At 42.6% G+C, this 13616-nt stretch carries 11 protein-coding genes; 8 read left to right on the forward strand and 3 right to left on the reverse strand.

Annotated features, from left to right (window positions below; all coding sequences use genetic code 11):
* Genes ACVBJC_RS08645 through ACVBJC_RS08665 form a run of 5 tightly spaced genes read left to right on the forward strand, consistent with a single transcriptional unit; the run spans position 1 to position 5676 of the window.
* On the forward strand, positions 1 to 990 hold the full coding sequence (locus ACVBJC_RS08645; protein ID WP_447160462.1) for a PilW family protein: 990 nt from the start codon (positions 1 to 3) through the stop codon (positions 988 to 990).
* 2 nt (positions 991 to 992) lie between these two features.
* Positions 993 to 1430: a pilus assembly PilX family protein gene (locus ACVBJC_RS08650; RefSeq protein WP_447160463.1), complete on the forward strand. Its 438-nt coding sequence runs from the start codon at positions 993 to 995 to the stop codon at positions 1428 to 1430.
* A 2-nt stretch (positions 1431 to 1432) separates the two neighbouring features.
* Complete coding sequence (locus ACVBJC_RS08655) at positions 1433 to 4978, forward strand: pilus assembly protein (RefSeq protein ID WP_447160464.1); 3546 nt, start codon at positions 1433 to 1435, stop codon at positions 4976 to 4978.
* Between the two features lie 9 nt (positions 4979 to 4987).
* Entirely contained in the window at positions 4988 to 5377 is a 390-nt protein-coding gene (locus tag ACVBJC_RS08660) for a type IV pilin protein (protein ID WP_447160465.1), read from the forward strand.
* The gene (locus ACVBJC_RS08665; RefSeq protein ID WP_447160466.1) at positions 5377 to 5676 is read left to right on the forward strand and encodes a TapY2 family type IVa secretion system protein; all 300 of its coding nucleotides are present in this window, start codon (positions 5377 to 5379) and stop codon (positions 5674 to 5676) included. The genes ACVBJC_RS08660 and ACVBJC_RS08665 overlap by 1 nt, the downstream gene beginning before the upstream one ends.
* 166 nt (positions 5677 to 5842) lie before the next feature.
* On the opposite strand, the gene ACVBJC_RS08670 is transcribed toward ACVBJC_RS08665, so the two are convergent.
* Entirely contained in the window at positions 5843 to 6388 is a 546-nt protein-coding gene (locus tag ACVBJC_RS08670; RefSeq protein ID WP_447160467.1) for a GspH/FimT family pseudopilin, read from the reverse strand.
* A 164-nt stretch (positions 6389 to 6552) separates the two neighbouring features.
* On the reverse strand, positions 6553 to 7065 hold the full coding sequence (locus tag ACVBJC_RS08675; RefSeq protein WP_447160468.1) for a GspH/FimT family pseudopilin: 513 nt from the start codon (positions 7063 to 7065) through the stop codon (positions 6553 to 6555).
* 239 nt (positions 7066 to 7304) lie between these two features.
* On the opposite strand from ACVBJC_RS08675, the gene ACVBJC_RS08680 reads away from it, so the two are divergent.
* Positions 7305 to 7643, forward strand: a complete 339-nt coding sequence (locus ACVBJC_RS08680; RefSeq protein WP_012154353.1) for a P-II family nitrogen regulator — start codon at positions 7305 to 7307, stop codon at positions 7641 to 7643.
* 82 nt (positions 7644 to 7725) lie between these two features.
* Here ACVBJC_RS08680 and ACVBJC_RS08685 read toward each other — a convergent pair whose 3' ends face one another.
* Positions 7726 to 8742 (reverse strand): LacI family DNA-binding transcriptional regulator, encoded by a 1017-nt coding sequence (locus ACVBJC_RS08685; protein WP_447160469.1) that lies wholly within the window; start codon positions 8740 to 8742, stop codon positions 7726 to 7728.
* A gap of 419 nt (positions 8743 to 9161) precedes the next feature.
* Between ACVBJC_RS08685 and ACVBJC_RS08690 the strand changes: the two genes are divergently transcribed.
* Together ACVBJC_RS08690 and ACVBJC_RS08695 are read left to right on the forward strand one after the other, a co-directional pair.
* Positions 9162 to 11798 carry a TonB-dependent receptor gene (locus ACVBJC_RS08690; RefSeq protein ID WP_447160470.1) on the forward strand — a complete coding sequence of 879 codons (2637 nt, stop codon included), beginning with the start codon at positions 9162 to 9164 and terminating at the stop codon, positions 11796 to 11798.
* 211 nt (positions 11799 to 12009) lie between these two features.
* Positions 12010 to 13530 carry a tryptophan halogenase family protein gene (locus ACVBJC_RS08695; RefSeq protein WP_447160471.1) on the forward strand — a complete coding sequence of 507 codons (1521 nt, stop codon included), beginning with the start codon at positions 12010 to 12012 and terminating at the stop codon, positions 13528 to 13530.
* Positions 13531 to 13616: the final 86 nt, after the last annotated feature.

Here is a 13616-nt window from a genome sequence, read left to right on the forward strand (position 1 = left end):
ATGAAAAAGTTAGTTAACGCTTATTCACAACAAGGCTTCTCATTAGTCGAGTTGATGGTCGCTATGCTAGTGAGTTTATTTCTAACCGCTGGTTTATTCTCAATGTTTGCCATGTCTTCTTCCAATGTCACAACCACTAGCCAATTTAATCAGTTACAAGAAAATGGGCGTATAGCTTTAGCATTAATTGAGCGTGATGTGAGTCAAGCTGGCTTTATGGCTGAGTTAACAGGTGTTGATCTGAATGTGGGGTCAAGCACCAGTATTATCGCTCCAGCTATCGCCGCTGCCAGTGATTGTATTGGCGGTGGTCCAAACAATGCCAGCTTTCCTGCGAGCGTTACATCTTCAAACTTTAGAAAAATTTGGGGCTACGAAAGTGGAGTGGGTGGAGAGGCCATAGCCTGCTTAGGCACTGTGGTAGCGAATACCGATGTACTTCAAATAAAACGCTTAATTGGGCCGAGTACCACATCCTTTAACGCCAACCGGTATTACATGGGGACTAATTCAAGTGAAGCGGTGATTTTTGCTGGTAGTCAAACTCCCCCGAGTCTAGATAACGGACGGTTTTGGGAATACCAGCACCATATATATTTCATCCAATTGAGTAATGGCGTGCCGGTTTTAATGCGGAGGGTTCTCGGTGTTGGTGGCATGACAGGTTCAAACTCATTAGAGCAACTGGTAGAAGGGGTTGAGGACTTCCGTGTTATGTATGGCTTCGACACGAATGGTGACAGAACAGCCGATAGTTTTATGCCAGCACAAAATGTCACTTCTCCTATTTGGGATGGTTCTCCTAATCAACGATTAGTCGCACTTAGGTTATACCTACTGGTTCGCACTGTAGAAGAAGATAATAGTTATACCGATGAGCAAACTTATGTACTCGGCGATAAGACTATTGCCGCGGCAAACGATGGTTTTAGGCGACGAGTGTTATCGACAACTATCGTACTTGAAAACCCGATATTAGTAGGAAGCTAATCATGCAAAAGCAGAAAGGGATCGTGCTATTTTTTTCACTAATTGTACTGCTGATTATGACGGTAATTGGTGTTGCGTTAGCAGTGAACTCTACGCAATCAATTCGAATGGCAGGCGCCGGTTCTGAGCGGGTAGAAGCCGTTGCTGTGGCTCGCGGTGCGCAAGACCGAGTTATTGCCAATAACCGGGGGACGAATTTAGCGCAGATTAGTAACGTTACAGTTATTGCTGATGGCACATTTGATGTGACTAATACACTAACGCCGTTATCAGATGGAGATGTCGACTGTATGAGAATGCTTCACCCAAATCAAGCCGGGATGATTGATTGCGTGCCAATGGAAATATCTAGTGAAGCAACCTTTGGTCGTAACGATATGGGGCGATTAACGTTAGTTACTGGAATTGAACAAGAAGTTCTCGGTGGAACAGGGAATTAATGATGAAAATAAACAAGTGTCTTAAGTCCATTGTTGTATCTATTTCCATGGCAATGACAGTCGTTTCTGGTGTGAGTTATGCTGATGATACCGAGCTATATGTATTTGAATCGTCTGCACGTTCAGGTTCTCGCCCTCAAGTTCTTATTATCTTTGATAACTCAGGCAGTATGAGTACGGATGAATATACTGAGGAGTTTTATGATAGAGGGGAAACCGTCGATAACTCTACCAAGATTTATTACAGCAAAGGTGGAATAGGGGTTCCAGAGCTCACCAGCCCTAATCACTTCTTTGGCTCTGTTAATGGCTGCCAGTCATCGCGCAGATATTTACGTTCTTATGGTATGTTCACTGGTTTTGTTCGCCAATATAGCTATACCGGTGAAAATGGTGAGTGGACAGAGCTCCCTGATACTTTAAATGGCAACGTCACTACGCTCGATTGTTTTGAGGACTTTGAAGATCGCGACAAACTGTATTTCGGCAATGCTAGCGGGATCGATAAAGGATTTCCGGTTGATAGCTTAGGCTCTAAAGAAAGTCCGGTTTTGTATACCTATGTTAATAAAAATTCAAATTCATCTGATATTGACTCTTCAGTTGAAACTGCAAAATTGACAAAATTTGGTACCGGTAAGTCAGTGACTTTTTATACTGAGCGTTACGTTAATTGGTATAACTCGACTAAAAGTAAGGGGTGGGAGTCGCGTTTAGATATTGCCAAACGGGTAATGGAAGATACGGTTGTTGCAACGCCTGGCGTAGATTTTGGTTTAGCGGTATTTAACGGAAACTATTACAGTGACCAAAATGGTGGGCGCGTGATCTCAGGGATAAAGCGTCTTAATCCAGCCGATAAAGTGTCTTTGATTAATACTATTAACGATCTTGGTGCTGATACTTGGACACCACTTTGTGAAACCTTATATGAATCTTACCGCTATTTTGCTGGTTTATCAGTTAAATACGGCTTGCAAGCTTCTGGCTTAACGCCTGATAGGGATACCTCAGTAGAAAAAAATGGTATCTATGAGTCGCCATTTAACGCGATGCAATGCTCTAGTAATGCCTATGTTGTTTACATTACGGATGGCTCTCCGACAAACGATACCAATGCTGATTATTATGTTAGCCGTATGAATGGTTACCGTTCATCAGATCGTGAAGGAGGCAGTTATTTGCCTGCACTGGCGAGTATTATGAACCGTAAAGACGTTAATACGTCAATGGATGGTGACCAGCATGTCTCCACTTTTACTATTGGCTTCAGTGATGGGGCTAACAGCGCTGCGCCTATTTTGAAGAAAACGGCAGAATTAGGTGGCGGTAAGTATTTTGCGGCTAAAGATGCATCGGCACTGCAATCCGCTTTACAAGAGGTTTTCTCTCAGATCCTAGAAGTTAATGCCAGTTTCACCTCTCCTTCCATTGCCAGCAATAACTTCGATAGAACACAAACCTTCGATTCTGTTTACTACGCAATGTTCTTGCCGAATAAAGGGCCGCGATGGCTTGGCAATATCAAGAAATTTAAGGTGACGGGTAATGGTGATATTGTCGATAAAAATGGTGCAAATGCTATTGGTGATGACGGTAACCTAAAGGATTCAGCTTGTTCGTATTGGACGCCTAATTCAGTTTGCTCTGCAGCAAGCGGTGGTGGTGACGGTAACGATGTGCGTACCGGCGGCGTGTTACATGAGTTACAAACTACAAGTACCAGTGACCGAACTATTTATGGTGATTTTGGTAACAATGGGAGCCTGTCTGCATTCAGCCGAAGTAATGCGGTAGCCAAAGCGGGCAGTGAAACAGCATTGGCAGCCTATATGGGCATAGATAAGTCGCAAATATCTAGCTACATTGATTGGGTAAAGGGTAAAGACACCGATGATGACGATAATGATAATTCGACATCTGATATTCGAGAAGATGTGTTTGGAGACCCGCTGCATTCTAAGCCGTTAGCGATTAACTTTGGTACTGAAGGCAATCCTGATATTCGGATTGTATTAGGGACTAACCACGGCTTCCTGCACATGTTTAAAGATGAGGGTAACACCGTCTCAGAAATTTGGTCATTTATGCCCTATGAGCTGTTACCCAATATCAGAGAGTTAAGAGCCAATGTCCCAACTGGATTGCATTCAGTGTATGGCTTTGATAGTTCAACAGTGTCATTTGTGAAAACCAAAAGCTCTGGTGAAGTAGAAAAAGCTTGGCTATTTGCAGGAATGAGACGTGGTGGCAAGTCCTATTATGCGTTAGATATTTCCAACCCAGATAGCCCTAAAAAGCTTTGGAAGGTCAGTGCTAATGATCCCGGAATGGCTGAACTTGGGCAAACTTGGTCTGAACCTGTTGTGACTTACATTCCGGGCTGGCCAGCAGGCAATACTGAATACTCTAAAGCAAAACCGGTATTGATTTTTGGTGCAGGTTATTCACCAGCAACTAAAGATAGTGCAGCCGTTGGCACGAACGATTCTCAAGGTCGTGGAGTATTTATATTGGATGCCGAAACGGGGGCGTTAGTGCATTCGTTTGGTCCAAATAGCGGTGCTAATATCACTCAGATACCTGGTATAACAGACAGTATTCCTAATGCGGTAGCTATATTAGACAGTAATGGTGATAAGTTAACTGACCGCATCTATGCATCAGATACAGGTGCGAATGTATGGCGTATAGACTTACCAAGCGCTAATCCTAAGGATTCTAATAAACCATGGACAGCATTTAAATTTGCAGATTTAGGCGGGAATTCCGTCACCAGTGATAGACGTTTTTTCGTTGAGCCTGCAGTAGCCCAAACGGTGTTTACTAATATTGCCGAAGTTGATGTCACTGTTGGAGGGCAAACAAGCAGCACTACAACGTATCAAAGTGTGCCATATGATGCGGTGGTGATTGGCTCGGGCCATCGCCCACACCCTTTGGATGTAAAGCGAAATGATTACTTCTTTACCTTGCAAGATCGTAATGTAGTTACTCGCTCGTTTACCGGATCGGGTGATAATACTATCCCAAGTCCAATTAGCTTTAATAACCTCTACGATGTGACTTCAGGCTCCCCGGCAACAGATACCGAAAATATCGAGTTTGGCAAGACACTCGGTTGGTACTATAGCTTTGGCGGCGTGGGAGAAAAGAGTTTAGCTGCGGCAACAATTATCGAAGGGCGGGTGTTCTTCACTTCTTATGTGCCAGGCCAAGCCTCAGATGCTAACCAATGTTTAGTTAGCGGCGTTGGTCGTCTATATGGATTTGATCTTCACCGCGGGATCCGTTCATATACTCATGAGTATTTAGAAATGGGTGAGAGAGTACCAGATACGCCGCAGCTAGTTGTGCCACCAAATGGTTCAGATGACAGCTACATGTACCTTATTGGTATCGGTGCAGCAGGAGATAAAATGGAGCTTAAAGATTGCCCTGCAGGTAGTATAGATTGCCCACCGCCTCCTCCTTGTGCACCTGGTGACAATAAGTGTGTTGGTGGCGCATTAGGGGTAAACCGAATTTATTATCATGTAGACGAGTAGGTTAGATAGATGTTGAAACATAAAGGTTTTACCTTAATTGAGTTAATGATTACGGTCGCAATTATCGGCATTTTGGCATCAATCGCTTATCCATCATATGTAGAGTATGTGGCAAAAGGTGTTAGAGCTGATGGTTTATCGCTACTTGTTGAGGCGGCAAATAGACAGGAGCAGTTTTATTTAGATAATCGTGTTTATACAACAGACATGACCAATCTGGGCTTTGATAAAAGCCCATATGTGAGTGAAAGTGGTGATTACAGCCTGAGTAGCTCAACCGGAACGGGTAGCTTTACTTTGACGGCGACAGCATTGGCTGGACAAGCTAAAAGAGACAGCGAATGCGCGACAATAAAAATCACTGAAACTGGAGCAAAAACTCCTAAGGCGTGTTGGTAATGAAATGGCTTCTATTTCCTATATTGTCTTTTTCTGCGGCTGCAGTTGCACAGGACCAGCCAGTAGAAAAAGCAGAATATAAGTGTTTTGTAGAAACATCTGTGAGTAAGAAAGTAGTGTTTTATCGTTGGGAGGTTAATCGCTTTCAACGCAACATGAACCGTTTATCTGCTCGTAAAGTTCCAAATGATGGTCGCAGTAATAGACCTTATATTAAAGATGTCTTTGAGTGTGTTTTACTTGATGAGCCTTTCAAGAGTGCTGAAGCTAACGCGTTGGATAAAGTTACACCTAGATAAACATTTCTAGGTAAAAGAGGGGGGAAGTCATCGCAGTGGCTTTCAACTTGCAACCTAATAACCTTTAATGAACTTACCTCTTGATATATTTAAACATCAAAAGGAGTGTATTGCTGTTGCCATTTAGCTGCTACTTTTATTCTATTGTGGCAGCTAAAGATAGCAATTAGCTGCAAGTTAAGCCAGTGGCAGAAGAAGTACGCAGCTTTCCTGATGACATAATATCGACCGCTTTCGCATTCTCGTTGCTTTTACTCGAAGGGCAATAAATAATTTGTCTAGTACCGCCTGATGAAATTCCTGTCAACATCCCTTCGGGGTTAAAGCTGATAGAGCTTAAGTTATAGCTAACAAAGTCATTAGAGTTGAATGCATCGACCTCTCGAATAACCTGATCTTTCACACCATTAGTACTATCAATCGTACCAATAGTGCCGTTATCGATAAAAATACTATAGCCACCTTGCCAGTTTGTGCCACAACTTGTACCTGATAATGGACAGACGGTAACGATAGCGCCGTAACTAATAGCATGGCTTCGAGCGACGGTTAAAGATTGCTGAATATTTCTAATGCTTGAGTCGCTACGAGAAGCTTCGTACATAGCTGTAAAGGAAGGGACGGCAATACTGATCAATATGGTCGCAACGGCTAACGTCACCATTAGCTCAACAAGAGTGAAAGCTTTTATTGTATTTTTGTACTTTCTCATGGCGATTTCCTTTGCCTAATAACGCCATCAGTATATTACACTTTCGATGTATTTTCAGTAACCAAATCCGCCACTTTACATGCCAATATATTGGCTCAAAAGACTTTTTTGACTTTATGCGAGAAGACATTAACTGTATTAATTAGCAAAGGTTCTACAAGCCTTTAGTCACAACTGATATCCGTTTTCTTTGAGAAGCGGATCCTTCCTGACTGACTGACAATGATAGCTCTCGAGTATTCACTGTTTGCTGAGTCTGGACAGTATTTTAATGTGCCGTTAGTACCAGAGGCGAGACCTTCAGGTTGAAACCGAATTGCCGATCGATTGTAACTAATGTAATCCTTTGAGTTAAATGGACCTATTTGATAAATAATTTTGTCATTACCATCAATAATATTAGACTGGCCTGAATCAGTAAAAATACTGATATTACCTTGCCAATCATTGCCACAGGCATGTGCCGTTAACGGACAGACTGTCACCCTAGAACCATAGGCAACCGCATGGTTTCTTGCCATCTGAATTGACTGCTGAATTTTTCTAATATTAGAATCGGATCGCACGCCTGCATATATAGAGTTAAAAGAAGGCACTGCAATTACTGTCAATATGGTGGCAACAACTAAGGTCACCATGAGTTCAACTAGAGTGAATCCGCTTGATTTATAGTACATATTAACTCTTCCTTGAGTTGCATATTTACATCCTGTAAATATTGAGTGGGGTACAGCCGAAGTATAGTCTACTGATGACGAATTTAAGTGCGCATTGGTATATTGTTCGGTTATATGAAGACTGCGTTTACTTTTGTGCTAACCCATAAATCACTTTAGACTTCATAGTTTTGCTACTGCGTGATAAGCTACCGCGCAGTCAAATTAAGCCTTTCAGCAAGTTTTTAGGGAGTTTTACAATGAAAAAAGTCGAAGCCATTATTAAACCATTTAAGTTAGATGATGTGCGCGAATCACTTGCTGATATAGGTATTACTGGTATGACTGTTTCTGAAGTAAAAGGCTTCGGTCGTCAGAAGGGGCATACCGAGCTTTATCGTGGTGCTGAGTACATGGTTGATTTTTTGCCAAAAGTTAAAATTGAGCTAGTGATTCAAGATGAACTGCTTGAGCAGGCTTTAGAAGTCATCGTTGATACGGCGCGAACCGGTAAGATTGGCGATGGTAAAATTTTCGTGACAGATATTGAGCGTGTTATTCGTATTCGTACCGGTGAAGAGAACGAAGAAGCGGTATAAGCGTTAACGACTTTTTCGCATTATCTGATTGTACAAATAATGCGAAAAAGCAGCTACAGAGTTTAGTTGAACATAGCCGACATTAAATTCGTGGCTTGGCTGATGAGTCTCTGATGACAGGCTCTGGCTGGAAGATTTTAGCTACATCAGACTTTTGTTCTCGGCGTTTAGCGATGAGTAACTCTGTCGCAATATGTGCGATCTCTTCATTGGGTTGATGCACTGTGGTTAGCTTAGGCCAAGTCTGACGTGAAAAAGGACTATCCTCAAACCCTACAATAGATATGTCTGACGGAATATCTACACCTTCGAGTCTTGCTGCAAATAATGCACCTGCGGCGATCTCATCATTACAAGCTACAATAGCTGTCGGTCTCACCTGTTTCTTAAGTAAGACTTTGGCTCCTTCAACACCAGACTCAAATGAATACTTGCCATCTATGATATAGCTTTCATTGAGTGAGATATGGTTATCTTTCAATGCCTGCTTAAATCCGGCTAAACGTTCTTTGGTCGACTCATGCTCATGATCACCGCTTAAGAATGCGATATCTTTATGGCCAAGATCAATCAGATGCTGAGTAATGGAAATTGCACCGGATCTATCGTTAACCATAACGGCTAAGCCTGTGTCTGCTTTGACTTTATCCCCTGCGATAATGCGCACATAGCTAGCATCGATTTTGTCTAGCTCAGCTAAGATAATAGGATCTTCAGATAACGGCGGGGTTAGCACCAAACCGGATAAACGGTTGTGCTTAACTAATTTAGTCAGCTCTTCACAAATATTTTTTGATTTAGAGTTGCAAGGGTGAATGAGCAGCTCGTAACCCAAATCTTTGCAAGCAGAAAGAATGCCATTTTGCATATCGATGATGTAATAAGCATTAGGGTTATCATAAATAAAACCAATTACATATGACTTTGTTCCAGCCAGATTTCGCGCAGCCAAGTTGGGCTGGTAATTAAGTTCTGCAATCGCGGTATTCACTTTGTCGATAGTCTCTTGCTTTACCGAAGGCTCATTATTGGTAACCCGTGACACGGTTTTTATCGATACGCCTGCATGTTTAGCGACATCATTTATGGTGACTTTCATTAAGCGAGATTCTCTTCGTTACACATTCTGCGTTGCCAAACCATGGTAACACAAGATTAACAATTGGCGCTGAGATGGTGCCATTTGCCCGTAAATTTAGCGGTATAGTGCGAAGTTTTATCCAAATTAGCAATGATAAGCAGGCAACTTTTATGTTTTTTTACTCGGATTAAAAAAAAGTCACTTATTAGTCACAATGTTTTCTGTGATTTAACTATATGTATTTTAATGACTATTAAGTCGTGCAATATCGGTTATTGTTATTTTATACAATTATAATGAGCTCGGTGGTTATTTTGTTGTGGCGCGACTGTTAATAATTGTGTAATGTTTGCCCTAGACATGACAGCGTTGTCATTCCGCTTCTGGAATGGTTATGGATATAAAAAAAAGATAATAAGTTATGGAAGGGAAACGAGATGCGACCATCTACCTTTAAGAAAAGTGTACTAGCTACAAATATCGCGCTGCTAATGAGTGGCGCTATGTCAGTTTCTGCAATAGCAGCAGAGGCTGATGCGAAAGCTGCAGCAGACGAAAACATTGAAAAAATTGAAGTTCGCGGCATGCGCGCTTCAATGAAAGCGTCAATCAATGAAAAAAGATTTTCAGATTCTGTTGTTGATGCCATTACCGCAGAAGATATTGGTAAGTTTCCCGATGGTGATGTGGGTGAGTCACTCGCTCGTATTCCGGGTGTTACTGTTAACCGTCAGTTTGGCCAAGGCCAACAGGTTTCCATTCGTGGTGCATCAAGCCAATTGACCCGTACCTTATTAAATGGCCACGCTGTTGCATCAACAGGTTGGTTCGATCAGCAAGCTATTGACCGTAGCTTTAACTATTCACTGCTACCGCCTGAGATGGTAAGTGGCATTGAGGTTTACAAGTCATCTCAAGCTGACCTTCCTGAAGGTGGCATTGGTGGTACGGTAATCGTTAAGACTCGTAAACCACTGGATTTAGATGCAAACACCGTTTTTATTAGCGCAAAAGGCGATTACGGTACGATTTCAGAAAGTATCGACCCTGAGCTTTCTGGTCTTTATAGCTGGAAAAATGATGATGAAAACTTTGGTGTTTTAGTCTCAGCAGCAGGTTCTGAAACTGACTACCAGCGTAACGGTATTGAAACACTGCTTGGTTGGGGGGAAATAGTCCCATCTACTTTCCAGCAAGACCGTAAACGTACCGCTATCAATGTGGCTGCACAGTATCGTCCAACCGATGCGCTAGAGTTTGGTCTGACTTATACCGGCTTAGAGATGAAAGCCAATAACGCCAATACCTCTATCTTCCTATTCCCGACTCAGCAAGGCGTGAATACCTGTAATCAAGTCAATGCCGCAGGCGTTTGTACTGATATTACCCATACTGGTGAAGGTGGATTTGCTTGGGCTCAAACGTGGGCGCGTAAAGCAAAAATGACATCTGACACGCTTGATTTTGATTTTAACTATGAAGCTGAAAACTTTACTGTTGATGGCCGTGTGGGTAACACTAAATCAGATGGTGGTACTAGCTTAACCTCTAACTATGGTAACTCAATTGGCCAACCTGGAGACTTTGCTGGTCGTTACGATGCCACCGGTAAGATTATTGACATCGATATCGCTAAAAAAGACTTTGATGCAGGTGATTTCAATGGCGACCTGTCAACAGCTGCTTGGGCATTGAAGAAGCAGCCAAACAGTGACGAAGAAACCTATGCAGATTTAAACTTCACGATCCCTGTTGAGTTAGGTGCAATTACCTCATTCAAGACGGGCGTTCGTTATGCAGATCATGACGTAACACAGCAAACCGATCTTGCAATTGTCGGTGATATTGCAGTGCGTGACCCATCATATTATTACAACGGTACAATTTCATCAGGTGCAGGCTTTACTCTGCCAAAACCTAACTTTGATGCAATGATCAACGATGCGAATGCCGCTATTACAGGTTTTGAGCGTGATAAGTCAGGTTATGGAACGCTGAATGAGAAAAACTTCTCTATGTACGCCATGGCGACGTTCCAGTCTGAAGGTATTCGCGGTAACGTCGGCCTACGCTATGTATCTAGTGATGTGAGGTCAGATTATTATGCATTAAGTGATACCGGCCAGTTTGCTGATAATTTAAGTACTGATAAAGCGAGCTACAGCGATGTATTACCAAGCATTAATATTGCCTTTGATTTAACTTCAGATTTGATTTTACGTACAACCGCCGCGCAGGTGATGTCTCGTCCTAACTACTCTGAGTTGTTTGCGACATCGACCTTACCAGGGCTAAACGATGGTGTTCCTGGTAATGAGAAGTTAAATAAAGGTTCTGTCTCACTAGACCCATTTAAAGCGACACAGGCTGACGTGAGCCTTGAGTGGTACTTTGGCGGCGAAGGTCTTGCAGCAATTACCTATTTCATTAAAGACGTGAACTCATTCATTTCTACTCGTCAAAAGCTTAATCAGCAGATTGGTATTGACGATAATGATGTTAAAGCTGATTGGGAAAATAATGGTAACCCAAGTGCTTGTGGTGAAGGCGTATTTGACTGCTGGACAGTGAGTGAGAAGTACAATGCCGAAGGTGGTCGAATTGAAGGTGTTGAACTACAGCTTCAAGACTCTTTCGATAATGGTCTAGGTTACTCGGCAAACTATACCTTCGCTGATGCGAGCTCTCCATCAGAAAACTATCCAGATCAAGTGGGTGTGTTCTCTGATTCATCGAAGCACACTGTTAACTTGGTTGGCTTTTATGAGATGGACTCATTCTCTGCACGTCTTGCCTATAACTGGCGTAGCGAGTACATGATGCGTGAGCTGCCAGGTTTCTACGGTAACCGTCAGCACGAAGATTATGGCACACTTGACTTGAGTGCATCATACAGCGTAACAGAGTGGATGGATGTGACGTTCGAAGCTGTTAACCTAACAGAAGAAGATAGCGTTCAAACGGGTGTTGCCCCGCTTGATGCAGAGGTTATCCCAGAGTTTAAAGCTGACTACCCAGTGTGGAGCTTTGAGGGCGAAGCACGTTACAAAGTTGGCGTAGCATTGCGCTTCTAATCAATACAATATAGTCGTCATCAAAAAGCCCAGCATTTGCTGGGTTTTTTATTAAATAACAATCTGATAATTAGCATTTTTTATTGGAGTGCTAAGTGCTAAATGCTAAATGCTAAATGCTAAATGCTAAATGCTAAATGCCAAATATTAAATACTTAGTGTGTGCTAGTTTGGTATTGGTCTTTTTGACTCAAGAATATTGAGAGGGTCTATGGATATTAAAAGAATTGCTATCGTAGGTGGCGGCACAGCAGGCTGGCTGGCTGCGAATCACTTAGGTAAGGCTGCGCTAAGCAATCAGCACTTATCGGTAACTTTAATCGAGTCTCCTGATATTCCTACTATAGGGGTCGGTGAGGGTACTGTCCCTGCTATTCGTCAATCGCTTAACAGTTTTGGGATCAGTGAGGCAGAGTTTATTCGTCGCTGTGATGTGACTTTCAAGCAATCAATAAAGTTTGTTAATTGGCTTGATAAAAACAGCCATGGTGAGGAAAACTTTTATCATCACCTCTTTGATATGCCTGCGGCAATGGGAGAAGCGTTAACGGCTCAATGGTTGTCTAAAAAAGATCGCGCTTACGCAGGAACTATATCGCCTCAACACGCAGTTTGCGAGGCATATAAAGCCCCTAAAGCGATCACAGATCCAGAGTACAGTGGTCGTTTGGGGTATGCCTATCACCTTAATGCGGCAAAGTTTGCTGAGCTGTTAGGAGAAAATGCAACAGAGCGCTTTGGAGTCGAACATATTCGTGCGAACGTAAAACAGGTCGTATTAGGTGAAGAGGGCGAAATCAAGTCTTTAGTGACAGATACCAGTGGTACGCTTGATTTTGACTTTTATATCGACTGTTCAGGCTTCGCTTCATTGTTAATTGACGGTTCATTAAAGGTGCCGTTTATCAGTAAGGCTGAGGAGTTGTTTGTCGATAAAGCTGTTGTGGTTCAAGTCGCTACCGCAAGTGACGATATTATTCCTCCCTTCACGGTTTCTACGGCGCATCAAGCCGGTTGGATTTGGGATATTGCATTAAGCAACCGACGTGGAGTGGGCTTTGTTTACTGTTCTAAATACATGGATGATGCGACTGCGGTGAGCAAACTGGACAAGTATTTAGGTGGAAAGCTTTCTGAGCATCAGCACAGAGTTATTCCTATGACGGTCGGCTACCGTGAGCGCTCGTGGGAGAAAAACTGCGTAGCATTGGGTTTAGCGCAGGGTTTCTTAGAGCCCCTTGAGGCCACATCAATCTTATTAACTGACTTTGCAGCAGGTTTGTTAGCGAGTCGTTTTCCTACCTCGACAGAACAATTACCTGTTCTGAAACAGCGTTTTAACCATGTAATGGAGTATGCCTGGGAGCGAGTGGTTGATTTTATCAAGTTGCATTATTGCTTGTCAGATAGAGCCGACTCTCAGTTTTGGATTGATAATCGTTGCCCCGCAACAATGTCTGATACGCTTAAAAGTCGCTTGGCCCTTTGGCAAGATTTTGTACCTAATAGAGAAGACTTCTTTAGTAAATTTGAGGTTTTCGATTTAGAAAACTACCTCTATGTGCTTTATGGCATGCACTATACCACTGAGGTTAATCAGGATAAAAGCGAACTGAATAACAGCTCCTATCAGCAAAGGCTAGATGAGGTTTCAGCTCAGTTAATTAGTGTTCTGCCAGAACACCGAGAGCTACTTGAAAAAATTAAGCGCTATGGTCTACAAAGGGTGTAGCGTCTAGCGATGCTCAAATAGCGCTTACGGAGAGCATCTAAGAATCGTGCACCTGGGAATAGTACTCAGGGGAATAGTACTCAGGG

It is taken from the genome of Shewanella sp. 0m-6 (genome assembly GCF_052977325.1).

Excerpts from the sequence above, each read along its gene's own strand:
- ACVBJC_RS08675 (WP_447160468.1), bottom strand. The coding sequence starts at position 7,065 with ATGTACTATAAATCAAGCGGATTCACTCTAGTTGAACTCATGGTGACC.
- ACVBJC_RS08660 (WP_447160465.1), top strand. The coding sequence starts at position 4,988 with ATGTTGAAACATAAAGGTTTTACCTTAATTGAGTTAATGATTACGGTC.
- ACVBJC_RS08670 (WP_447160467.1), bottom strand. The coding sequence starts at position 6,388 with ATGAGAAAGTACAAAAATACAATAAAAGCTTTCACTCTTGTTGAGCTA.
- ACVBJC_RS08655 (WP_447160464.1), top strand. The coding sequence starts at position 1,433 with ATGAAAATAAACAAGTGTCTTAAGTCCATTGTTGTATCTATTTCCATG.
- ACVBJC_RS08680 (WP_012154353.1), top strand. The coding sequence starts at position 7,305 with ATGAAAAAAGTCGAAGCCATTATTAAACCATTTAAGTTAGATGATGTG.
- ACVBJC_RS08665 (WP_447160466.1), top strand. The coding sequence starts at position 5,377 with ATGAAATGGCTTCTATTTCCTATATTGTCTTTTTCTGCGGCTGCAGTT.
- ACVBJC_RS08645 (WP_447160462.1), top strand. The coding sequence starts at position 1 with ATGAAAAAGTTAGTTAACGCTTATTCACAACAAGGCTTCTCATTAGTC.
- ACVBJC_RS08650 (WP_447160463.1), top strand. The coding sequence starts at position 993 with ATGCAAAAGCAGAAAGGGATCGTGCTATTTTTTTCACTAATTGTACTG.
- ACVBJC_RS08695 (WP_447160471.1), top strand. The coding sequence starts at position 12,010 with ATGGATATTAAAAGAATTGCTATCGTAGGTGGCGGCACAGCAGGCTGG.
- ACVBJC_RS08685 (WP_447160469.1), bottom strand. The coding sequence starts at position 8,742 with ATGAAAGTCACCATAAATGATGTCGCTAAACATGCAGGCGTATCGATA.
- ACVBJC_RS08690 (WP_447160470.1), top strand. The coding sequence starts at position 9,162 with ATGCGACCATCTACCTTTAAGAAAAGTGTACTAGCTACAAATATCGCG.